A 22794-nucleotide genomic window follows, 5' to 3' on the forward strand; every position below is an offset into this window, starting at 1 on the left:
GGTGTTTCTATGTGGACCTTTTTTTCTGAAGTTTTTTCCAGATGAAAGCTCGCCAGTGCAACAGCCGTAACTCCTGTCCCACAACTTAAGGTTTCATTTTCTACGCCTCTTTCATAGGTTCTGACACCAAAGGTGTTATCATTTAATTTTTCAACAAAATTCACGTTGGTGCCTGTTTCATAATAAGGGGCTCCGTTTCGTATTTTTCTACCTTCGTCAATTACATTGTAATCAGATAGATTTTCAACAAAAGTAACATGATGCGGCGAGCCGGTATCCAGAAATACATGGTTATCAAATGTTTCGATGTTTTGAACATCTACCATTTTTAGGCTCACCTGATCTCCATCTGTTGTAGCTTCATACAGCTCGTCCAATGCTTCAAACCTTGTTGATTTTTTGAAAATACCCAGCGATTCCGCAAAGGATACAATGCACCTTCCTCCATTGCCGCACATTGATCCGGGATGACCATCAGCATTGTAGTAAGACATTTTAAAATCGACATTATTGCCTTTTTCCAGCAGCATGAATCCATCAGCGCCAATTCCAAACTTCCGATCGCATAACTTCCGGATAAGCGGGTACTCATCTTTGGGAAAAGAATCATTTCGATTGTCAACGATCACAAAATCGTTCCCGGCTCCCTGGTATTTAAAAAACTCTAATTTCATATTGCAAATGTAGGAATTCTTGAAAGAATTTGCTCTTGTTAAAGTATAGTTAAAGTGCTTAGGACTTGAGATTATTCTTTATAAATTTGAGTTTGAAGATAAAGAATTGAATACTTATGAAAAATTTTTTTAAAATTTTAATGGTTTCGGCATTGGGAGGAGTATTGACTTTAGGTACTTATATCACATTTTTCGAACAGCAAAAGGTAGAAGGAAATACTCAAACTTTAGAGATGCCAAATACCTTAGCGACCAGCTATGAATCCAATAGGATTGCTGCCGCTGAAAAAACAGATTTCACGGCTATTGCGGAAAAATCCATTCATGCGGTCGTGCACGTAAAAAATATTAGTACTGGATCGAGATCTAATTCTTTAATGGAATTTTTCTATGGAGATACAGGAGGATCCGGGAGGCAGGTAGTTGGCTCAGGATCCGGAGTGATTATTTCTTCAGATGGATATATCATAACCAATAACCATGTGATAAAGGGGGCTCGAAAATTGGAAGTAACCTTGAATACAAAAGAGTCCTATCAGGCGGAAGTTATTGGTGTAGATGAAAGTACAGATATAGCTCTTTTAAAAATTGATAAGGGTGATTTACCTTATTTGCCATTTGGCGATTCAGATCACTTAAGTGTTGGTGAATGGGTGTTAGCCGTTGGAAATCCCTTTAACCTGACTTCAACTGTTACAGCAGGTATTGTTAGTGCCAAAGCAAGGGATATCAATATTATGAATAATAATAAAAGGATAGAATCCTTTATCCAGACCGATGCAGCCGTAAATCCGGGAAATAGCGGAGGTGCTTTAGTGAATACCAGAGGGAATCTCATTGGCATTAATACAGCAATTTCATCTCAAACAGGATCTTATATTGGTTATTCTTTCGCAGTACCATCGAATATTGCCAAAAAAGTGATTGAAGATATCCTGGAATTTGGAAATGTGCAGAGGGCTTATTTGGGAATTAATTATGAAGAATTAAACAGTGCGAAAGCCAGTGAATTTGGAGTTGAGAGTACCGAAGGTGTTTTAATTACAAGAGTATTGGACCAGGGTGCAGCTCAGGAAGCGGGCCTGATGGCCAATGATATCATTGTGAAAATGGACAATGTGAAAATTTCAAATTTTTCGGATCTGCAAGGTTTTTTAGGTTCAAAAAGACCTGGTGATGAAGTACAAACGACCATATTGAGAAATGAATCGGAAAAAATTCTATCTCTAAAATTAAGAAACCAATTTGGGAAATATAAGTTTGAAAACTCAGATTTTTCACAATTTTTTATTGGTCAGTTAGAGCCAATATCAAAAAGTGAGGCCAACAGGTATGACATTGATTATGGAGTAAAAATTGTCGACTTAAAGAATGGGGTGATTGAAAGAACCTATGGAGTAGGCAGTGGCGACATTATTTTGGCTGTTGAAGATCAAAAAGTATCGAATGCAAAAGAAGTTGATCAATTGCTGAAGAAGTACCAAAACAAAGATTACTTTGAATTGCAGATACTTACAAAAAGCGGAAAACAAGGATATATAAGGGTTCCAACAAACTAATTATATAAAAAGTCTTTTTACTAGTATTGATTTTAAAGATTTATTAAAAACCACTCAATTTGAGTGGTTTTTTTTGTGAATTACATATAATAAAGACATATTTTTACGTTCTTACTAATATACACCTATTAATATGAAATTGTTAAAGAGTTACGAAGAGCAATTGTCTCAGCAAGTTGAGCAAAGAAGAATGACTGTTGAACTGATCAAAGTGATCAGTGATCTTTGGTATGAAAACAATATTGAATTGTTTCTCTTCAGAAATCAGTTAATAGACAGAAATGTAAGTCAGATTCTAAATTTACTGGATTATTCTAAGGAATTTGTTCAAAAACCGATTTCAATGTCTCAGATGTTGATGATTGCTCAAAAGATCATGAAATTGGATTTGCCGCCATCAAAAATTGACATTGGTAAACTGACCTATGTGATGCATCTGACAGAAGAAGCGGATATCGATAGTTTTGTCGAAAGAAAGTTGGCGGGAGCAAAAAACGGTAACGGAATCAAACCCAAAGATGTGATCCTTTATGGATTTGGTAGAATAGGTCGATTGTTGGCAAGAGAGCTGATGTCCCGCACTGGAAAAGGCGTACAAATGAGGTTAAGAGCCATTGTGACCCGAGGTGAAATTACCAAAGAAGTTCTTGAAAAAAGAGCTTCTATGCTCAGAAAAGATTCGGTTCATGGTTATTTTAAAGGATCTGTAAAAGTTGATGCAGACCAAAAGGCCTTGATCATTAATGGTACCCCTGTTTTTGTAATTTCAGCGAATCAACCGGAAGATCCGGACTACCTGTCTTATGGAATAAACGAAGCTTTGGTCATCGATAACACAGGAGCCTTTAGAAGTGAAGAAGAATTATCCAGACATTTAGAGGCACAAGGAGTTGATAAGGTCTTGCTTACAGCACCGGGCACAGGGAATGTACCGAATATAGTATATGGTGTGAATCAAAACAAATTTGATCCGGATGAGCATCGCATATTTTCTGCTGCTTCGTGCACCACCAATGCCATAACGCCTGTACTAAAAGTAATCAATGATACATTGGGGGTTAAGCATGGTCACATAGAGACCATACATGCCTATACCAATGATCAGAATCTCGTTGACAATATGCATAATAAATACCGCAGAGGCAGGGCCGCAGCTCTCAATATGGTGATTACGGAAACAGGCGCGGGAAAGGCAGTTTCAAAGGCCGTTCCGGAATTAAGCGGTAAATTAACTTCAAATGCCATACGTGTCCCCGTGCCGAATGGTTCTTTGGCTATTTTAAACCTAAACCTGCATAGTCACACCTCCAAGGAGGACCTGAATGCAATTATGAAAAAATATGCACTCGAAGGCAGTTTGGTGGAACAGATAAGGTACTCATTGAGTAATGAACTTGTTTCTGCTGACATAGTGGGTACTCTTGAACCGGCCATTTTTGACAGTCACGCAACCATTGTATCCAAAGAGGGGGATCATGCCATATTGTATGTTTGGTATGATAATGAATATGGATATAGTCATCAGGTCATGGGCTTGGCGAAGTATATTTCGAAGGTCAGAAGGTTTGCATATTATTAAATGTTATCATTTTTACTTGCTGTAATATTTGATATTGGGTTTATTAAGTACTATTTTTGATTTTTTAAGATGTCAAAATAAATGATTTGGTGAATTGCGCCTGATATTTGTTTATTTTTATATCAATGAAGTACTTAAATTAACCCCTATGAAAAAAATTTACTCCTTGTTCTTATTTTCGGCTTTAATTTTCTCCTGTTCTAAAGGAGATAAACAAGAAGCTATGCCTCCCCAGCCTTTTCAGGTTTATGAAATTGAAACTAAGTCCGTACCTATTTATGAAGAATTTGTTGGTCAGATTTATGGTGAAAAAGATATACCAATCAGAGCCCGTGTTGAAGGGTTTTTAGAAGGAATCCATTTTAAGGAAGGTGAAAGGGTCAAAAAAGGCCAACTATTGTATACGATTGATCAAGATCCTTTTGAGCAAGAGGTTGCAGCAAAAAACAGTCTCGTGGCTCAGGAGAAAACCGTGTTGGTTCAGACTGAAAATGATCTGGCCAGAATAGCTCCTTTGGCAAAAATGTCTGCGGTGAGTGAACAGGAGTTAGATATGGCTGTCGCAAAGCGCGATGCAGCCATTTCTTCTTTGGAAGCTGCCAAAGCGAATTTGGAGATTGCACGAATAAATCTGGGCTATGCCATGATGTATGCCCCTATAGACGGAATTATTGGAAAGACGAATGCCAGGGAAGGTGAATTTGTAGGAAAGGATCCTAATCCGGTTATATTGAATACAGTTTCTCAGTTGAGCGCCATAAGAGTTCAATTCTTTTTGACTGAACAGGATTACTTAAAACTGGCTCGGGCTTACTTAACAGAAGAAGAGATGGAAATGCGTCGAGTTGAGGGAGATGCAAGGGCTGAATTAGAATTAATTCTTGCTGATGGTTCATTATATGATCAAAAAGGAATTGTCGATTTTATTGATCGTAGCATTGATTCTTCTACTGGCTCGATCCTGGTTCAAGCCACTTTTCCAAACCCTCAACGCCTGATCAGACCGGGACAATTTGCACGTGTAAGGATACGTGTTCGTCAGGATGACAATGCAATTGTTATTCCCCAAAAATGTGCGAAAGAACTTCAGGGTCAATTTTCCGTTATGCTTGTGAATAATGATAATATCTTAGAAAGTAGAACGATTGATGTTTCTGATAAGGTTGGCGAATTCTATATCATTCAAGAAGGATTGCAAAATGGTGATAAGATAATTTTGGAAGGAATTCAAAAAGCCAGATCAGGAATGGAAATTGTTCCTCAATTGAAGAAATTTGTGAGTCAACAAACGCCTCAATCTTAAGAGTTATGGCAGATAATAAAGGAAATTTCTTTGTACATCGCCCTATTGTGGCCATGGTAATTGCAATTGTTATTGTTATTGTAGGATCAGTTTCGTTGATTGGTCTTGCTGTTGAACAATATCCAAATTTAACGCCTCCAATGGTGGAGGTTCGGGGAACATATACTGGTGCAAATGCGATAAGTGTTGAAGAATCTGTTGCAACGCCAATTGAACAGGAAGTAAATGGTGTTGATAATATGATTTATATGAAATCAACCAATGCGAATGATGGGACCATGGTTGTTCAGGTTTCATTTGATGTTGGGACTGATCCTGATATGAATACTGTATTGACTCAAAACAGAGTTTCAGCGGCATCTGCGAAATTACCTGCTTCGGTTACGAAGTATGGAGTTACCACAAAGAAGTCATTACCCAATATCATGTTAGCTTTAACCCTTACTTCTGATGGTCGATATGATCAGGATTTTCTGGGTAATTACGCCTTGATTAATATTAAAGATCAACTTGCAAGGGTCAAAGGAATTGGTCGAGTTGATGTTATGGGTGCTGCCAACTATTCTATGCGAATATGGGTAAAGCCAGACCGTTTGGCTCAAATGGGGATAACAGTCCCTGAAATCATGGATGCCATTAATGAGCAAAATGTGATTGTTCCCGGTGGAAAATTTGGGGCGGAACCTGCACCTCCCGGGACAGAATTCACCTATACTGTAAGATTACCTGAAAGATTTAATTCACCTGAAGAGTTCGAGTCTATAGTCATAAGAACAAATTCAGATGGGTCACAAGTAAAAATTGGAGATATAGCTACGGTTAATTTAGGAGTGGAAACCTATAGTATGATACCACGAAGTAATGCGGAAACTTGTGCAATTATTGCGCTTTATCAATCTCCTGGTGCCAATGCTGTGGAATTAGCTGAGCAGATTATTGTGGAAATGGATGAATTGTCAAAAGGATTCCCTGAAAGCGTAAAATATGAGGTTGGTTTGGATACAACACTTCCGATAACTGCAGGTATTAAAGATATCGTTGTCACTTTAATTATTGCCCTTATTTTGGTGGTATTGGTAGTATTTATTTTTATTCAGGATTGGCGGGCTACACTAATACCTACTTTGGCAATTCCGGTTTCTTTGGTTGGAGCATTTATATTTTTCCCATTATTAGGGTTCACAATTAACGTGCTCTCCCTTTTAGGGCTGGTTCTGGCGATAGGGATCGTAGTGGATGATGCCATTGTAGTGGTTGAAGCCGTTCAGGTGAATATCGCGAAGGGTATGAATGCAAAAGAGGCCACTTTGGATGCGATGAACAAAGTGACGGCTCCGGTAATTGCGACCACCCTGGTGCTGATTGCTGTATTTATTCCGGTAGCAGGAATGGCTGGTATAACCGGTCTTCTTTATCAACAGTTTGCTATAACTATTGTGGTTTCGGTAATTGTTTCCTCTGTTAATGCTTTGACTTTGAGCCCAGCTCTTTGTTCTTTACTGTTGAAAAAGCCGGTTCCTTATGGAGGTCCTTTGGGTTGGTTTTTTGGTAAGTTCAATAAGGGGATGGATAAAAGTACCGATGCGTATATGAGTATGACCAACATTATTGGTCGAAAAATTAAGAGAGGTGTCATTTTTATTCTTTTGATGACTGTAGGTGCGGGTGTCTTTGGAAGCCTGGTGCCTGGTGGATTTATTCCTGAAGAAGATATGGGATATTTTTATGTTAATATTCAATTACCAAATGCAGCTTCACTTCAAAGGACTGGTGCTATTTCAGAAGAGATAGAAACAATATTACTAGAGTATCCAGACGTTGAATTTGTCTTGAATGCCACTGGTTATAGTATGCTTAGTGGTTCTAATATTCCAAACAATGGCTTTATGTTTGTCACACTTCGGAATTGGTCAGAAAGAGACATTACCGTAAAGGAAATGATACAAAAAGTGAATGCCCGTCTTATCAGTGAAATAAAAGGGGCACAAGTCTTTGCTTTTGGCCCACCTGCAATTCCTGGCTTAGGAAATGGTTCGGGATTTAGTATCATGTTGCAGGACCGAGGAGGTAATGATCCAAATTATCTCGCTCAAACTACGATGAAATTCCTGCAGGCGGCTAATGCCCGGCCAGAAATAGGGAGTGCATTCACAACCTTCCAGGCAACAACTCCCCAGCGATTTATGGATATTGATAAGGAAAAGGCCTTAAAACTGGGAATTAAGTTAAATGATCTGTATACTACGGTTGGAGCTTTTATGGGAGGAACCTATGTCAATGATTTCACCAGGTTTGGTAGATTATATAAAACCTATATTCAAGCAGAACCTGAATATAGAGTTGATGAGTCTCAGATAAGTAATTTTTTCATAAAAAATAATAAAGATGAAATGGTTCCCTTAGGAACAGTAGCAACTGTAACACCAACTTCGGGTCCTGACTATACAAACCGATTTAATTTGTATAGGTCGGTGGAAGTTACCGGTGGGCCAGCTGAAGGATTTACTTCTGATCAAGCCAGACAAGCCTTAAAAGAGGTGGCGGAAGAAGTATTGCCGGCTGATATGAATTATGCCTGGAACGCTATGTCTTTTCAGGAAGAAAAGGCTTCTGGGTCTTTGATGATGATTTTGACATTTTCATTGGTGTTTGTTTTTCTTATTTTATCGGCACAATATGAAAGTTGGTCTCTGCCCTTTAGTATTTTATTGGGGACTCCATTTGCTATTTTTGGAGCCTTGTTTGCCTTATGGGCAGCACGGTTCTTCAGCCCGACTTTTGAAAACAATATTTTTGCCCAGGTTTCTTTTGTAATGTTAATAGGAATGGCAGCGAAAAACGCCATCTTGATAGTAGAATTTGCAAATGACGAGTTTAAAAAAGGATTAAGTTTATTTGACGCCGCAATGGCCGCATCTAAATCTCGATTCAGGCCGATATTGATGACAGCCTTTTCATTTATTTTAGGTGTATTTCCATTGGTGATTGCTTCAGGATCCGGGGCAGAAGCCAGAAAAGTTATGGGAATGGCGCTGCTTGGAGGAATGAGTTTAGCTACGTTTTTAGGCGTTTTCTTATATCCTATGTTATTTATTTTTATTGGTAAAATCTTTGGCTATGAAAAACAACGTGAAAAGGCCATGGCCTTGGAACATAAATCAACAGAAAGCGATGACTAAGAAACTTATTATATACGGTACGCTGGGAATTATGACGATGTTGTTTATAGTTTCCTGTAAGGTAGGTCCCAATTACGTGGAGCCTGAAGACACAACCCCTACTGACTTTAGGTTTGCCGCTGAAAAAACGGATAGTATCATTAATTTCAAGTGGTGGGAGATTTTTAATGACCCTACGCTTGATACATTGATTAATACAGCCCTTCGAGAGAATAGAAACCTTTTAATAGCAGCAAGTCGAATTGAACAGGCACGCGCAAATTTTAAGTTCAATAAAGCGGACATGGGCCCAAAAATTGGTGTTGACGCGAGTGCTGGAGTTCAAAATCAGTTATTCGGTCAACCTCTTGACCAGAACCTGGAGACCTATGGAGCGAATGCTACCTTAAATTGGGAATTGGATTTTTGGGGTAAGTTTCGAAGAGGTAACGAGGCGGCACAGGCTGAACTTTTGGCCTCTTTTTATGGGAAACGTGCGATTGAGGTTGCTTTGATCAGTGAAGTTGCTATCAATTATTTTCAATTACTGGATTTTCAAACCAGGCTCGATATTTCGGAAAAAACACTGGCTTCGCGGGATACGTCGTTGCAGATCATTCAAGCGCGCTTTGATGAAGGGTATACACATATTATAGACGTGAATCAGGCACAAATTCAGAAGGCTATTGCTCAGGTTTCAGTACCTACCTTTAAGCGAGAGATTGGTTTTGCTGAGAACAATTTAAGTATCCTGTTGGGTAGAAACCCTAGTAGTATCATTACACCAAAGACGCTTATTGAGTACCAAGTCCCTGATACCGTTCCTCATGGAATTCCATCAGAGTTATTGGCCAGAAGGCCGGATGTTATGGAAGCTGCCCAGTTATACCGAGCACAGAACGCAAGAATAGGTGTTGCACAGGCGATGAGATTTCCGGCAATTAGTTTAACAGGATTGTTGGGTGTTGGATCCAATGATCTGTCAAATTTGTTAAGTAATGGATTGGGTTGGAGTGCAGGAGTAAGTCTTTTAGGACCTTTGTTTGAATGGGGTAAAAATGTTCGTCGTGTGGATATTGAACGGGAAATCGCTCGCCAGTCTCTTTTCTCCTATGAGAACACCGTTTTAACAGCACTGCTAGAGGTAGATAATTCGCTAATCTCTTTACAAACCCTTAGGGATGAATTGGGCGCCAATGAATATAAGTTAGGGGCAGCGGAAAATGCGAGTTCTTTGTCAAGACAGAGATACTATCAAGGTGTAACAAGTTACCTCGAGGTGATCGAGAATCAGCGACAGGAATTTGAAGCACGTCTGAGTTATGCAGAAAACTATCAGCGTTTGCTTAGTGCCTACATAGGACTTTATAAATCACTTGGAGGGGGATGGGTTACGGAAGCTGAACTGGAAAGATATGCCTTGCAGGTGGCAGACGAGTTAAATGTAGATGAATCTGAGATCGACCGTGATAGCCTCTATTATGCAGGTCAATTAGTGGACTATTACTTAACACCTGAACAGGAACAGCAACGAAAAGAACAGCGAAAAGAACTGAATCAAAGAGAACGTGAAATGAGAAAGGCGGCTCGACAGGCCAAATAATCTGGAAAAAATAATAAAGAGCGGCTGAAACTTATTCTTAGCCGCTCTTTTTTTAACTCCTATTTACCAAACCATTTTAAGGTTATTGGAAATTATTTTTAGGTAAAAATAATCTGTGTACGATCTCCATCGCACAGGCCATAGAAATCTCCAATGGTAATAATTGAATCAACCTCTTCATGTAAATCCTTTTGTTCAAGTTTAAACATGTCAACAGCTAACTTACAAGCGTAGATCATTCCACCGCCTGCCGTTATCATTTCTAGAAACTCATCAACCGGTGGCATATCTAATTCCTCCATTTGTGTACGCATCATTTTGGACACGCCTGCTTCAACACCAGGTAATCCTCCTAACATTGTAGGAAAAGGTAAGCCTCCTGGCATACGCATGGCAGGATTTCCTGTGGTTGCCGTATGCAAACCATTCATTCTTTCTTTAGTAATACCATCTAGGCCGAAGAAGGTGAAAAATACATTGGTTTCTATTCCCTCCATTACAGCTCCATTGGCCATTACAAGTGTCGCATAAACATCTTCCAAAGATCCTTTGGCGCAGATGATACACACTTTTTCCAATGGTTTTTTTTCTTCTGAACTCATAATTTTATTTTTTAATGAACTTTAGATTTAATTATACACAACTGGCTGGTTTTGGAATACCCGCGATTCTGGAAGAATATTTCAAAGGCCCTTTAGGGAACAATTTATACAATCCTTTAATATCCGTGATTCCTGATTTACCAACCTTTCGTATCGTTAGAGACTCACCTGCTTCTGTTTTTTCTCTCAGATAGTTTAAAACTTCAAAGTGTTTTTCAGTCAATTCAATACCGATTTCACCTGCTATTTCCTTAGCGATGTTTTCATTCCATTGTTCCATGTTTTCAAGGTATCCTTCCTCTGAAACATTAACCTGTGCTCCTGCGATTGTTTGTAAAGCCATATTATTATTTTTTAGTTTATTAATTGTTTTTATTTTTCAATGTTTACGTCTTTGGAGACATTCTTCATAAATGTGATTCCATAACCCAGAGCTTTTTTCATTTCCGGACTGTTCATTTCCTTCATCAATTTCCATACTGAATAAGAAGGAACGCTTTCAGTTTCCATACTGTTAAAAGCTTTGATGGCATTTTGCATGGTATTCAATACCTCCGGTTGTGTCATTTCTTTCACAATGGATAATATGGATACGATGCTGTTGGCCAGTTCTTTGATATCTTCAGGACTGAAGCCTTTCACTACGTTGTCTATTACAGGTCCTATCTCTCTAATAAAATCGAAATATCCTTTTTGCTCTAGTGAATGCATTTGTTTGGTAAAATCAATGATCACCTCATTTGCAATAGGGCCTACTTCTTTTCCCAGATCAACTGCCATTTCCAAGGTGTCCATGACAGTCTTAATATTACCGACATTTCTTAAAAAGGATACGGCAAGTCCAGTCAATTCAGAAGGATCCAGTTCCACTTGTCTTTTGTCAAGTTCTGCCACCGTCGAATCATAGGCATCTTTTCCAACAATACTCAGGTCACTTACAAGATCTTCCACCATTTTGGTTTGCAGATTTTGCTGTTGTACATAGCCCAGTATCAGGTCCATTTTTTTATCAAGTGCATCTATCTGCATTTGAACATTTGTATCTTCTACTATCGTTTTCATACCGTCACTCTTTTTTTACCGGCCATGGTCATATCAGCCTCGATGGGTAGTTCTTTTCCTTTCAGTAAAATGTGCCAGTAGATCCATCTGAAAAGAATTTTACCATAATGATTCATTTTGGTGTTTTTCAGAAGACCAAATGGCCCAATGCCAGGGAGTGGGAACGTACCTGGTAGTGGCTCGGTTTCGTAATTAAAATCGATCAAAGCTCCTTTACCGTATCCTGTTTCAATATAACAATTGGCATGACCGTCAAATTTTGCCGGTAATTCTCTGCCTTCCATCGCTGCAAGTAAGTTTTCAGTTAAAATTTCCGCTGCAAAATGCGCTACTGATCCAGCTTTGGAAGTGGGGATATTTGCCGCATCTCCAATCACAAAAATATTTTCAAATTGTTTAGACTGCAAGGTGTGTTTGTCTGTGGGTACATAATTCATGTCGTCTCCTAAACCACTTCTTTCAATCATGTCTGATCCCATATTTACAGGTACGATCGTAAGGATGTCAAAATCCAATTCACGATCATCGTAAGAAACAATTTTCTTATTTTCATTATCAACATGGCTCAAATAGAAGTCGGCCTCTACCTTGATATTTTTTTCTTCCAACAGGTCACCCAGTACCTTCGATGCCACAGGTTTTGTAAATGCTCCGGACATCAGGGTGACATAGGTGATATCAACCTTGTCTCGCATGCCTCTTTCTGCAAAATAGGCTTCTGCCAGACAAACAAACTCTATGGGGGCTACCGGACATTTATAAGGCAACTCAGGAATACACATGACGAGTTTTCCACCTTCCCAATCTTTGAATCGTTTCTGAAGTGCAACGGCACCTTCAACGGTATAAAAATCAAAAATATCTTTATACCATAATTTGTCCTGAAGACCTTCGGTTTCCGATGGTCTTGTTTCAGTACCTGTAGCGATGATTAGAAAATCATAATTTAGAACCTTACCGTCATCGAGCAATACTTTATTTTCTTCTCCAACTATTTTGTCAATAGGACTAAAGATCACATTAACGCCTGGAGGGAAAAAGTCATATTTAGGTTTGATCACATCTCGTTTGTTATAAATACCAAAAGGTATAAACAAGAAGCCAGGTTGATAATAATGTGTTTTGTATTGATCAACAATTGTGATTTCCCATTCCTCTTTTTCTAATTCATGGTGTAATTTATTTAACATCATAGTTCCGGCAGTTCCGGCTCCTAAAATCACTAACTTCTTCATAATATTTGTCTTATTAATTATAGGACAAAGATAGAGCGAGGTTTTTTTTCAGAATGTGACCAATGTCATAGAAATGTGCGTAAAGTGTCTATTTTCAGTAACTTATGTAACATAAGGATTCAATAATTTTGTTATATAAAATCTCTTTAATGGGTGGAACTAAAAAAAAGACCTATTTTTAAAACTCCAAATACAGTATGATTCGATGACAGCAATTGAGAATAAGATTAAAGAACTGAGACAAGAACTTAGAAATCATAATTATAGCTATTATGTACTTGATGAAGCGACGATCTCTGATTATGATTTTGACCTGAAATTAAAAGAACTTGAGGCATTGGAATTAAAACACCCTGAGTTTTATGATCCCAATTCTCCGAGTCAGCGAGTTGGTGGAGCTATCACCAAAAATTTTAATACTGTTGCGCATAAAAACAGAATGTATTCTTTGGACAACTCTTATTCAAAAGAAGATATTTTGGATTGGGAAACAAGGATTCAGAAAATTCTGGGAGACGTAGAACTTGAATTTACCTGTGAATTGAAATACGATGGGGCTTCTATTAATCTGACTTATGAGGATGGCGCTTTTGAAAGAGCGGTCACAAGAGGGGATGGATTTATGGGAGATGAAGTTACTGCCAATATTAAAACAATACGGTCTATCCCATTGGTTTTAAAAGATGGTGGGCTCAGGTCATTTGATATACGGGGAGAGATCATTTTACCCTTGGCAGGTTTTGAAAAGATGAATGCGGAAAGACTGGAAGCCGGGGAGGATCCTTATAGAAATCCAAGAAATACGGCCAGTGGTAGTTTAAAACTTCAAGACAGTGCGGAGGTTGCCAATCGACCCTTGGACTGTTTATTGTATCAGGTTGTTGCCGACAATAATCCTTTTACAACACATTATGATACCTTGATGTACGCGTCTAAGCTTGGATTTAAAGTCCCTAAAACAATCAAATTATGTAAGAATGTTGACGAAATTATTCAATTTTTAGAATATTGGGATACGAAGCGGCACGAGCTTCCTTATGAAACAGATGGGGTAGTTATTAAAGTTAATAGTCTTTTTCATCAGGATGAACTTGGATATACAGCCAAAGCACCACGATGGGCTTTGGCCTATAAATTTAAGGCTGAACAGGCTAGTACCATTTTAAACGAAGTGACATATCAGGTGGGGCGTACCGGAGCTATTACCCCAGTGGCAAACCTGGAGCCGGTAGAATTGGCGGGTACTATTGTTAAAAGAGCTTCCTTACACAATGCCGACCAGATAGAGAAAATTGATTTAAGATTACTGGACCGCGTATTTGTTGAAAAGGGCGGTGAAATTATTCCCAAAATTGTGGGAGTGGATCTTGGAGCTCGATCGAAAGAAGCTATGCCCATCACGTACATCACACATTGTCCGGATTGTCAGACTGAATTGGTCAGAAAAGAAGGAGATGCCAAACATTATTGTCCAAATGAATTTGGATGTCCCACCCAAATTACGGGCCGTATACAGCATTTTATCAGCAGAAAAGCAATGAATATTGACGGATTGGGAGCAGAGTCGGTAGAGTTGTTATTTAAAAATGAATTGATTCATAATTTTGCTGACCTCTATGAACTCAAGAAAGAGCAATTGATGCCTCTGGAAAGGATGGCTGAAAAATCTGCTGCCAACATGATTTCGGGGATTGAGGCTTCCAAGCAAATACCATTTGAAAAGGTATTGTTCGCTCTTGGAATTCGCTTTGTTGGAGAGACTGTGGCTAAAAAATTAGCAAGACACTATAAGAACATTGACGCTTTAATGACTGCTTCTTTTGAAGACCTAACGGCAGTAGATGAGATAGGGGAGCGAATTGCAAGAAGTATTCTTAGCTTTTTTGAAGATGAAGGCAATCGAGAATTGGTGGAAAGAATTAGAAATTATGGATTGAAATTGGCGCTGGATGAATCGCAGTTTGCCGATCATACTGAGAAATTAAAAGGGAAGGTGTTTGTAGTGTCAGGTGTTTTTCACGTACTCAGCAGGAACGAATTAAAAAAGTCCATTGAGGATAATGGGGGGAAGGTGACCGGATCAATTTCTAAAAAGACCAGTTTTATTATCGCAGGAGATAACATGGGGCCCAGCAAAAAAGACAAGGCTGAAAAACTCGATATTTCCATAATAACGGAGCAGCACTATTTAGATATGATCAAATAAGAATCGTTAAAATTCTAAAACCTGTACCTTATTTCTGGTTGAGTACACCTTGCCATCACTATGGAGCTGTTTTAAGAGCCTCGTTACCACCACTCTTGATGTATTTAAATCGTCAGCGATTTCCTGATGTGTAATATCCAGATTCACATCCTGGTTAATCTTCGCTTTGTCTCCCAGATATTTTAACAGGCGTTGGTTCATGTTCATAAAAGCCAAACCATCAATAGATTCTACCATTTCAATGAGTCTGAAGTGATAGCTGTCGATAATATAATGTCTCCAGGTTTTATAGTTCGCAAGCCAATCATCAACGTGTTCCACAGGAAGAAAGATTGCCTCTGTATCATTCTCTACGACTGCCTTAAATATGCTCTCCTTTCTATTGATACAATTGATAAATGAAATAGCGCAGGTATCGCCTTTTTCAAGGAAGTATAAGACCAATTCCTCACCTTCTTTTTCTCTTCTGATAATCTTAACGGCACCACTCAATATCAAGGGTATATGACTCATGTTCTCACCTATATCGACTAAAATCTCACCGTGTTTGTACTTATCGATAAATCCGACTTTGACGATTTCTTCTACCAGCTCTTTTTCAAATATAGAGCCATAGTATTCTCCTATTTTTTCTCTCAGTATAACTTCTTGTGTATTCATTTTTGCGCGCTTAAAATCAATATTATCACAAAACTAAGCTAATCTTCAATGCATAAATAGGATATTTGTCATGCCGTAACATTTATTACTTAAAAAAAACTCCCTGACAAATGCCAAGGAGTTTTCCACCAAAATCGATTCTGACTACATTCAAGTAAAACAAATAAATAGTTAGAAAACTACTTGAATTTGTGCCAGGAATTTATCATTGTCCTCGTTAATGACAGTTTCAATATTAGCCTGATAATTAACTTGAAGTCTAATAGATTTATTAAAGAAGTAATTAAGACCTATGGTCATTCTCTCGCTGTATCGGTAAGGCACATCTTTTAAATCAAGATCTTGATCAAAGAATTCATATTTAAAAACTGGTTGGAGGTTCCATTTGGTGTCGTACCATATCATACCGTAGGCTCCATCTCTTCTTTCTCCCAACGTAAGAGGTTCGGATCCACAACCTGTGTCAGCACCCGGGTCATAGGCACCCTCGTCATAGATATATTCCCCCTGGATATGCAGATTATTGATGTCAAAAAGTATTTCACCACCAACGGTAGTTCTGCTGTCCTCATCATTGTTTAGTTTTGGATAACCATATCTAAAACTACCTCCAATGGTCATGAAGTCAAGAACCTTATAGGTAACTCTACCAATAATATCTTTTTTATTATTGTTGTCTACTTTGTTAAGGCCACTACCATTCATAACAGCTACCGCATAATTTAGTCTGGTATTGACATTGCCACCCCAAACGGAGATACCATAATCTCTCTGTGGAACCACTAATTGGTCTGATACAATGGCGCGGTCAATTGTAATTAAGGCATTACAGGCCGTTTGCACTTCACGTCCAAAAGGTTGCTTGTATGAACCAACCGCGATTCTGGCCCAATTGTATTTGTCCCAGGTCACAAAGGCGTCCATAAGATAGGCACTACCTACGCCACCAATAAAAGGGCTTGTTTCGAGCATAAAATAGTAGGACCAGTCATCAAATACACGACCTCTTACACCAAGCCTTGCTCTTCTGAATTTGAAGGTGCTTTCAGCAGGATCCGAAAGAGTATAGTTGTATTCTGGTTGTAGAAAACCGAATACTTTGATTTTTGCTGGAGCAATACTGTCATTGGGATCCTCCGCATCACAACCCTGTGCCTGCACCTGATATGTGAGCATACTAATCATCAGTACGATGAATATCGAAATAAATTTTTTCATGTTATCTTATTTGAAGATTAATTTTTGATAAGTGGTAATTCCTTAGGAACTGAAGATCCAACTCCCCATTGATTAGGACCCCATGCCGGATTTGAATGATAAATTCCATTCATTCCAAAAGTCATACTATAGGCATCGTAACCTAAAACCTGAAGCCATGCAGTAATTACGGCTGAAGTTTGACCTGTATAACAGTAGGTGATTACTTTTGCATTTGGATCTGAGTCCAGCCCTTTATAACCACCTCCATCAAGTTTTAATTCTTCTTTTACTCTGTAGGCATCGTTGATATGACCAAAATTGCCGTAATCTGTATCACTGAAGTAATTATTGATAAAGTAATTGTCTGGACTGTTTAAAACATCTGTACCCTTGGCGGTTTTAAATCCTGCTTCAATGACTGCCTCGACCCTTTGTCTAAGAATTTCAGCACCATCGGTTGAATAAATATCAAATACTGGGTCTTCAAAAGTAAGGGCGTCTGGAGCATTATGAGCAGCCCAGTTCGTATGTCCGTTTGCTTCGTCTCCTGTATTTTTATACCAGGAACCTGCAGTTTCTGTATTCCATCCTGACATACCCCATTTAAGAGCCTGTGCATTGCTATGACCTGCCATACGTAATAATGAAGCTGCATAACATGCAGTTTGCCCCGTATAACAAACAACCAGTACTTGTTTGCTGGCGGCATCCGCTTCTTTTAAAATATCTGCAAAAGCCACTTGTTTTGCGCCTTCAATATGGCTGGTGTTAAAGGCTTCCAGACTTCGTATGTCAAGGATACTGTACTTATTCAAAAAAGCATCTAGATCTGCTGCCGCAGGAGCACCAGAAACAAATTTGACTTCCCCTCCCGGACCACTTAGTATATTGGTAAGATCGAGATCATTGTCCATCATATAATCGGTCATCACCTCAAAGGCAGGCTTTAAGATTGGGTTTTCAGGATTGATATCATCACCTCTGTCACAAGAACTTAAAAGGAACACAGGAACGCATAATAATGCTACTACGATTAAATTTATTTTTTTCATAATCATTTGTTTATTAGAAAATATGTTGAGTTGTAATTATTCGATAACAGGATACATGTTGACCTCTTTCTTGCTGAAAGATTCCCAGTCATTATCTTTTAGTTGTTTGTGCATGAAACTATTACCTCCGTAGGCTAAATTTCCTGCCTGATATCCCAGTACATTTAAATAGGCTACCACATAAGCAGTTTCCTGCCCGGTTGGGCCATACACCAGTACTTTTTTATTTGTAGGAAGCGTGAAGAGATCCGCTGATGAACGCAATGACCCCTGTGGATCATATTGTTTTGCATTTGGAATATGCCCTTTGGCATATCTTTCAGCACCATTATAATCGACGATATAAAAATCGTTGGGGCTCTCAAATACATTGGAAGATTTTACAATCGACTCTTTATAAGGTGTTGCAAAAGCAATTTCCAATCTTGCTCTTAGAATGGCCTCAGCATCAGTGTTTCCTGTGGTTACTTCTGGTCTGTCTCCTTTGGTGGCCTTATCATGAGTTGTTTGCTCAAGTTTTGAAGAAAAATCATCGGAGGTGTTTTTTAGCCAGGAGTTTTCTGCAAAATCAACTCTCCATGAGCTCATTCCCCAATTCATACTATAGGTATTGTCATAACCCGCAATTCTCAATAAGCTTGTAAAATACGCAGCAGACTGCCCTGAATAGCAGATCAAAATAATCTTGTCAAACTCGGAGGGAACAATACTCTTTTCGAAATGGTTTAAAAGATCTGAAGGTTGAACATTTGTCGCATTCTTAATATGACCATATTCAAACCAACTCGCGCTTCTAATATCTATAAGAAGATATTTCGGATTTTTCAGATTTTTTTTAACCTCATCTGCCGGTATCAGGGCAGGTGCTGCGTCTGTATTAATAAAATCCCTGTTGGTTTCTAAGTAATTTAAAAGGGTTTCAAATTCAGATGGTGGATTAGTGTTGTTTATTGTACTAGTACTTGGAGTTTTAAAACTACTTACCAGTATCGAGGCAGGTAGGATTAATAAAACGAGAATAATTGATAGTTTTCTCATAATGTAAAATTTTAAAATTCAATTGTTTATCTGTTTTTACTTGCTTTAAAAATAATTTTAGAGCCGACAGATTTACATGATATTTCTCATGAATTGTTAATACATAATGAGTTTACTCTGTATCATTTGTCACATTTTTTGGCAACTATTATAACAATATGATGTTGTTGTTTGATGTTGTTTAATTGCCTTGTTAACAGTTAGTTGTGATGATATTCTTGAAACAATTCGGATGGAATTAGACAGGGTAGAACGCCTTCTTTTTTACACAGGTATTTAATGGCTTTAATCCACCATTTTATCAAAATTAAATTCTTGAAAATTTTTAAAAAGACGTCAAATGAACAGAATAATATATAAAAAATGAGTCCCTCGAATGAACGAGGGACTCTGAACAAAACAATCAACTAACTCACGGAAGTAGCTTGCTGAGATAAGAAATCAACAACCTCCTTCCGGCATTTTCTTCTTCTTTTTCGGTTTGGGAATTACTTTTGTCTTTTTAGGCCTTATCACTTTTTTAGGCTGAATTTTTTTGACAGGCTGAATTTGAGCTTTTTTCATGTCAGATGCATAATCTAAGCTGGCCTTGCCTACTTGAACAGGCTGCATATGAAATTGTTTATCATCATAACGAGTCGTTATACTCAATACGTTACTATTTTCCTGACCTAATTGATACAATAGAAATAAGGCGGCATTTGCCTGCTCCGGATTTTTTCCATAAATAATAAGATGTTGGGAACCTGGTTCAGGGCTTAATTCCAACAACTTCTTTTTATCAAGCAGTTGATTTGTCGGAATATTAATGGCTTGATCCATATGACCTTTCGCAAAGTCATAACTATTTCTTACATCGAGCAGTACAAAGGATGTCTTGTCAAGAACGGTATAGTCAGCCAATGAAATTACATGTGAATTACTGGCGGTATATTCAAGTACCTTGTCAGCTTTATGGCTGAATACAAATTCAGGTTTTTTGAAGGTTAGCAAACTAATAACAACGACCAATAGAAATAAGGTGGCTGAAATGGAGATTCGTTTTGTTTTTTCTAATTCTTTCATATTATTATCATATTAAACTAATCCTGACCAAGAGAAATTAACAACCACCTTCAGGCATTCTTTTCTTCTTCTTGGGTTTTGTAACCACTTTTTTAACGGGAGTTGCTTTTGTCGGTTTTATTTCAATTTCAAGCGTGTCGTTGGCTACCCCAAAATAGGAGCCGGCAGCGCGTCTGAAGGAATACAGGTCAAAGGCCTCCTGCGACATGGTTTGAGCCGGAGCCTCAGGATGAATGATGGTTTCAAACCAGGCATTTATACCTCCTTGCAATACATAAAGTCGCTGGTAAGACATGCGATTGCATAACATCCAGGCCTGATCCGCTGTAAAATTATCATTTGAAAATAATACCACGTCGTAGATATCCTGATTCAGATAAGGATTTAATTCTTCACTAAAAATTTCAGTAAGGGGAATGTTTATGGCATTGGGCAGGCTAAAGGTCTGATATTCTTCAAAAGTTCTTGTGTCAACCAATAACAAGACAGGATCTTCATTGATCATTCTGTCTGCAAGCACATCGGGTCCAATGTATCGTTCGGTACTCAGTATGTTTTTTACAAACAGTTCAGGAGAAATACCTTCTTGTTTTTGATTCTTGGGAAGGAATAATAATGTCCCTGCCAAGATGAGCAGCAGCACAGCCAAGAATTGATAACTTCTTTTCGCTACGATTTTTTTTGTTTTATAACTTGTTGACATAATGACTCAGTTTAATAAAAAATTTTATCGACTCGTTTTCTTATAAGATCTGATAGGAAGAAGGCGATAATTGACACAATTGTGAATATGAAAATGATCAGGTAAGGTGACATATTCAGGCTTTCATCCAACGTGATATGGCCGAGAAATGATCCTTCATAAAAGGGCTTCAACCATTCGAAAGATTCAGAAAACGCTAAGATTCCGGTAAAGAGCCCCAGGGTAAATACAATGCCGTCAATTTTTCCAATACCAACAGCGCATAAACTTGTTCCAGGGCAAAACCCTCCGGCAAGAAATCCGATCCCCATGATGAAGCCACCAACGATGGCAGGCCATAAATAGGTCGGTTGAACAAATAGCTGATCCATGTTTATCCAATGTAAATAATCCATGTAGTGCAGACCAATGACGGCAACAAGGGTAGCAGTTAAGAATACTTTCAGCACAGCAAAATCATATCCATAGAAAACACCAACTAGTTTTCTTGAAGAGGAAAACCCGGAAGCTTCCATGATGAATCCAAAAGCGATTCCAATCAGAATTGCTATTACGAAATTCCATTCTGCAGGTATTAGTTCATTTGGTATGATCGGTCCCATAGTTTTCAATATTAATTAAATCCAGTTTTTTCTAAAGAAATAGGCTACTAAGTATCCGGTGCCAAAGATGGAAAGCATACTGATAAATCCGGCTGTGGCCAATACCGAGATACCACTTAAGGCAGCTCCACTGGTACAACCTCTTGCTATTTGGGCTCCAAAACCAAAAAGTAATCCTCCTATTAAAGCAAACAGCAATCTTCTCTTTGCAGTGATTTTTGGGGAGTGCTGTGTTTTTAATTTGATACGACCAGTTATGGCTCCTGATAAAAATGCACCCAGAATCACGCCAAGGGCTTCGAATACCAGCCAATTATTCATGGGGGACGTTTCAGGTTTTAAGAATTTTTGATAGTAGGCGTTGTTTTCGGTGTGTTCAGAAGACACTTGGTTAACAACTGTAACCACAGTACTTTTTACGGCACCACTGGCACCAAGACCTCTCCCGGTAATGTAGAAAGTAAAGATGATGAGCAGACCCAACAGAAAGCCACCAAAATAGGGGTTCCAGTAGATATGTCTGTTATTTTGATTTGATGTTTCCATATGCTTAGTATAAGTATCTGGTTAGTTGTCCTGCCTCGATCATGACCATTCGAAAAATGAGCCCTCCAATTAGAATGAGAACAGCGGGAATAATTACGGGAACCTTATAGCCTAGGAGTTCAATACCTTCTAAAATGGCAGGAAAGATCAGGCCAAGAATAATGACAAATACAAAGAACATGACGGTATATTCTCCTCCGATGAGAATGTCAAGTGCTTCGAGCTGCACTGCGGATCCTGCGTACATTCCCATGATCATATGAACGATAAGAGCCAGTTCAATAATGATCAATGCAAGATCAATTTTACTGAAGAGTGTACGTTCGGCATGGCTTTTAGAGAATAATATAATACATGCGGCTCCTGTCGAAAGCCCCGAGATTAGGAAAAGAGGTCCTAGTATAGCGTTGTTCCATAACGGTCTTGCATTAAAAGCCGATAAAAGAATTCCGGTATAAATACCTAGAATTAAGGAAAGAGGCAACAATAAAAGAGCCAGATTTCTTCTGTTCTTTATCAGAAATGATTCAATATTTTTTAAGAACTTGTTTTTAAGACTCCATTTCGGAAAGATCTCTGAAAAATAACTAAACACCCATAAAAATGACGCAATGGTAACAAAAAGTAAGACCCAGGCACCCCATGACATGGGTGATTCCAGTCGAATGGTGGTGTACAGTTGCCACACATATAATTTATGTGTGAGGTCATAGAACAGTGCAATGAGTCCGATGCTTAATGCAAAAAGGACAACAATCATGGCAGGTTTGATAGCTGTTTGCACCTGTTTCTCGCGTTTTAGTATGGTGAACAAGGAGGCAAAGAATATAATTCCTGCTGCCATACCTCCTAAAAAGAGATACAGAGAGATAGGAAAGTGCCACACTTCCAATGTTGGGTCTATTTTGGGGATATTTCGTCCGCTTATAAATAGTTCTTCTTGCATG

The 22794-nt window shown here is 38.5% G+C and carries 20 protein-coding genes; 6 read left to right on the forward strand and 14 right to left on the reverse strand.

All coding sequences use genetic code 11. The features are described from left to right. Window positions 1-674 (reverse strand): diaminopimelate epimerase (gene dapF, locus ACR2MV_RS08705; RefSeq protein WP_434021521.1); only part of this gene is annotated, 674 nt, incomplete at its 3' end. Window positions 675-790: 116 nt separating this feature from the next. On the opposite strand from dapF, the gene ACR2MV_RS08710 reads away from it, so the two are divergent. The 5 genes from ACR2MV_RS08710 (at window position 791) to ACR2MV_RS08730 (ending at window position 9876) form a co-directional block, all read left to right on the forward strand. Then, on the forward strand, window positions 791-2233 hold the full coding sequence (locus tag ACR2MV_RS08710; RefSeq protein WP_434021522.1) for a Do family serine endopeptidase: 1443 nt from the start codon (window positions 791-793) through the stop codon (window positions 2231-2233). A gap of 133 nt (window positions 2234-2366) precedes the next feature. Then, the gene (locus tag ACR2MV_RS08715) at window positions 2367-3812 is read left to right on the forward strand and encodes a glyceraldehyde-3-phosphate dehydrogenase (protein WP_434021523.1); all 1446 of its coding nucleotides are present in this window, start codon (window positions 2367-2369) and stop codon (window positions 3810-3812) included. A 148-nt stretch (window positions 3813-3960) separates the two neighbouring features. Then, window positions 3961-5115 (forward strand): efflux RND transporter periplasmic adaptor subunit, encoded by a 1155-nt coding sequence (locus ACR2MV_RS08720; RefSeq protein WP_434021524.1) that lies wholly within the window; start codon window positions 3961-3963, stop codon window positions 5113-5115. Window positions 5116-5120: 5 nt separating this feature from the next. Continuing rightward, window positions 5121-8294 carry an efflux RND transporter permease subunit gene (locus tag ACR2MV_RS08725; protein WP_434021525.1) on the forward strand — a complete coding sequence of 1058 codons (3174 nt, stop codon included), beginning with the start codon at window positions 5121-5123 and terminating at the stop codon, window positions 8292-8294. Continuing rightward, window positions 8287-9876 carry an efflux transporter outer membrane subunit gene (locus tag ACR2MV_RS08730; RefSeq protein ID WP_434021526.1) on the forward strand — a complete coding sequence of 530 codons (1590 nt, stop codon included), beginning with the start codon at window positions 8287-8289 and terminating at the stop codon, window positions 9874-9876. Before ACR2MV_RS08725 ends, ACR2MV_RS08730 begins: the two co-directional genes overlap by 8 nt. Before the next feature lie 98 nt (window positions 9877-9974). Here ACR2MV_RS08730 and ACR2MV_RS08735 read toward each other — a convergent pair whose 3' ends face one another. Genes ACR2MV_RS08735 through sqr form a run of 4 tightly spaced genes read right to left on the reverse strand, consistent with a single transcriptional unit; the run spans window position 9975 to window position 12775 of the window. Continuing rightward, the gene (locus tag ACR2MV_RS08735; RefSeq protein WP_434021527.1) at window positions 9975-10478 is read right to left on the reverse strand and encodes a DsrE/DsrF/DrsH-like family protein; all 504 of its coding nucleotides are present in this window, start codon (window positions 10476-10478) and stop codon (window positions 9975-9977) included. Window positions 10479-10509: 31 nt separating this feature from the next. Then, entirely contained in the window at window positions 10510-10821 is a 312-nt protein-coding gene (locus ACR2MV_RS08740) for a TusE/DsrC/DsvC family sulfur relay protein (RefSeq protein ID WP_434021528.1), read from the reverse strand. Window positions 10822-10850: 29 nt separating this feature from the next. Then, a complete protein-coding gene (locus tag ACR2MV_RS08745) occupies window positions 10851-11540 on the reverse strand; it encodes a DUF1641 domain-containing protein (RefSeq protein WP_434021529.1) in 690 nt (229 codons plus the stop codon). Next, the gene (sqr, locus tag ACR2MV_RS08750) at window positions 11537-12775 is read right to left on the reverse strand and encodes a type III sulfide quinone reductase, selenoprotein subtype (RefSeq protein WP_434021530.1); all 1239 of its coding nucleotides are present in this window, start codon (window positions 12773-12775) and stop codon (window positions 11537-11539) included. Before sqr ends, ACR2MV_RS08745 begins: the two co-directional genes overlap by 4 nt. Before the next feature lie 205 nt (window positions 12776-12980). Between sqr and ligA the strand changes: the two genes are divergently transcribed. Then, a complete protein-coding gene (ligA, locus tag ACR2MV_RS08755; RefSeq protein WP_434021531.1) occupies window positions 12981-14981 on the forward strand; it encodes an NAD-dependent DNA ligase LigA in 2001 nt (666 codons plus the stop codon). A gap of 6 nt (window positions 14982-14987) precedes the next feature. Here the strand turns inward: ligA and ACR2MV_RS08760 are convergent, their stop codons facing one another. The 9 genes from ACR2MV_RS08760 to nrfD all read right to left on the reverse strand — a co-directional run bounded on the left by ACR2MV_RS08760 (window position 14988) and on the right by nrfD (window position 22793). Next, entirely contained in the window at window positions 14988-15641 is a 654-nt protein-coding gene (locus ACR2MV_RS08760; RefSeq protein ID WP_434021532.1) for a Crp/Fnr family transcriptional regulator, read from the reverse strand. Between the two features lie 171 nt (window positions 15642-15812). After that, window positions 15813-16859 carry a porin gene (locus ACR2MV_RS08765; protein WP_434021533.1) on the reverse strand — a complete coding sequence of 349 codons (1047 nt, stop codon included), beginning with the start codon at window positions 16857-16859 and terminating at the stop codon, window positions 15813-15815. 17 nt (window positions 16860-16876) lie between these two features. Next, window positions 16877-17893: a rhodanese-like domain-containing protein gene (locus ACR2MV_RS08770; RefSeq protein WP_434021534.1), complete on the reverse strand. Its 1017-nt coding sequence runs from the start codon at window positions 17891-17893 to the stop codon at window positions 16877-16879. A 36-nt stretch (window positions 17894-17929) separates the two neighbouring features. After that, the gene (locus tag ACR2MV_RS08775) at window positions 17930-18931 is read right to left on the reverse strand and encodes a rhodanese-like domain-containing protein (protein WP_434021535.1); all 1002 of its coding nucleotides are present in this window, start codon (window positions 18929-18931) and stop codon (window positions 17930-17932) included. A gap of 441 nt (window positions 18932-19372) precedes the next feature. Then, window positions 19373-19996, reverse strand: a complete 624-nt coding sequence (locus ACR2MV_RS08780) for a rhodanese-like domain-containing protein (RefSeq protein WP_434021536.1) — start codon at window positions 19994-19996, stop codon at window positions 19373-19375. Window positions 19997-20033: 37 nt separating this feature from the next. Beyond that, a complete protein-coding gene (locus ACR2MV_RS08785) occupies window positions 20034-20699 on the reverse strand; it encodes a rhodanese-like domain-containing protein (RefSeq protein WP_434021537.1) in 666 nt (221 codons plus the stop codon). Window positions 20700-20710: 11 nt separating this feature from the next. Continuing rightward, entirely contained in the window at window positions 20711-21301 is a 591-nt protein-coding gene (locus ACR2MV_RS08790; RefSeq protein ID WP_434021538.1) for a YeeE/YedE thiosulfate transporter family protein, read from the reverse strand. Between the two features lie 15 nt (window positions 21302-21316). Then, the gene (locus ACR2MV_RS08795) at window positions 21317-21847 is read right to left on the reverse strand and encodes a YeeE/YedE thiosulfate transporter family protein (RefSeq protein ID WP_434021539.1); all 531 of its coding nucleotides are present in this window, start codon (window positions 21845-21847) and stop codon (window positions 21317-21319) included. A 4-nt stretch (window positions 21848-21851) separates the two neighbouring features. Next, window positions 21852-22793 carry an NrfD/PsrC family molybdoenzyme membrane anchor subunit gene (nrfD, locus tag ACR2MV_RS08800; RefSeq protein ID WP_434021540.1) on the reverse strand — a complete coding sequence of 314 codons (942 nt, stop codon included), beginning with the start codon at window positions 22791-22793 and terminating at the stop codon, window positions 21852-21854. Window position 22794 lies beyond the last annotated feature (1 nt).

The sequence above is a fragment of the Lutimonas sp. genome (assembly GCF_051011215.1).
GTDB lineage: Bacteria > Bacteroidota > Bacteroidia > Flavobacteriales > Flavobacteriaceae > Lutimonas.

Excerpts from the sequence above, each read along its gene's own strand:
- ACR2MV_RS08765 (WP_434021533.1), bottom strand. The coding sequence starts at position 16,859 with ATGAAAAAATTTATTTCGATATTCATCGTACTGATGATTAGTATGCTC.
- ACR2MV_RS08795 (WP_434021539.1), bottom strand. The coding sequence starts at position 21,847 with ATGGAAACATCAAATCAAAATAACAGACATATCTACTGGAACCCCTAT.
- ACR2MV_RS08735 (WP_434021527.1), bottom strand. The coding sequence starts at position 10,478 with ATGAGTTCAGAAGAAAAAAAACCATTGGAAAAAGTGTGTATCATCTGC.
- sqr (WP_434021530.1), bottom strand. The coding sequence starts at position 12,775 with ATGAAGAAGTTAGTGATTTTAGGAGCCGGAACTGCCGGAACTATGATG.
- ACR2MV_RS08760 (WP_434021532.1), bottom strand. The coding sequence starts at position 15,641 with ATGAATACACAAGAAGTTATACTGAGAGAAAAAATAGGAGAATACTAT.
- ACR2MV_RS08730 (WP_434021526.1), top strand. The coding sequence starts at position 8,287 with ATGACTAAGAAACTTATTATATACGGTACGCTGGGAATTATGACGATG.
- ACR2MV_RS08790 (WP_434021538.1), bottom strand. The coding sequence starts at position 21,301 with ATGGGACCGATCATACCAAATGAACTAATACCTGCAGAATGGAATTTC.
- ACR2MV_RS08785 (WP_434021537.1), bottom strand. The coding sequence starts at position 20,699 with ATGTCAACAAGTTATAAAACAAAAAAAATCGTAGCGAAAAGAAGTTAT.
- ligA (WP_434021531.1), top strand. The coding sequence starts at position 12,981 with ATGACAGCAATTGAGAATAAGATTAAAGAACTGAGACAAGAACTTAGA.
- ACR2MV_RS08770 (WP_434021534.1), bottom strand. The coding sequence starts at position 17,893 with ATGAAAAAAATAAATTTAATCGTAGTAGCATTATTATGCGTTCCTGTG.
- ACR2MV_RS08740 (WP_434021528.1), bottom strand. The coding sequence starts at position 10,821 with ATGGCTTTACAAACAATCGCAGGAGCACAGGTTAATGTTTCAGAGGAA.
- ACR2MV_RS08715 (WP_434021523.1), top strand. The coding sequence starts at position 2,367 with ATGAAATTGTTAAAGAGTTACGAAGAGCAATTGTCTCAGCAAGTTGAG.
- nrfD (WP_434021540.1), bottom strand. The coding sequence starts at position 22,793 with ATGCAAGAAGAACTATTTATAAGCGGACGAAATATCCCCAAAATAGAC.
- ACR2MV_RS08775 (WP_434021535.1), bottom strand. The coding sequence starts at position 18,931 with ATGAGAAAACTATCAATTATTCTCGTTTTATTAATCCTACCTGCCTCG.
- ACR2MV_RS08720 (WP_434021524.1), top strand. The coding sequence starts at position 3,961 with ATGAAAAAAATTTACTCCTTGTTCTTATTTTCGGCTTTAATTTTCTCC.
- ACR2MV_RS08710 (WP_434021522.1), top strand. The coding sequence starts at position 791 with ATGAAAAATTTTTTTAAAATTTTAATGGTTTCGGCATTGGGAGGAGTA.
- ACR2MV_RS08780 (WP_434021536.1), bottom strand. The coding sequence starts at position 19,996 with ATGAAAGAATTAGAAAAAACAAAACGAATCTCCATTTCAGCCACCTTA.
- ACR2MV_RS08725 (WP_434021525.1), top strand. The coding sequence starts at position 5,121 with ATGGCAGATAATAAAGGAAATTTCTTTGTACATCGCCCTATTGTGGCC.
- ACR2MV_RS08745 (WP_434021529.1), bottom strand. The coding sequence starts at position 11,540 with ATGAAAACGATAGTAGAAGATACAAATGTTCAAATGCAGATAGATGCA.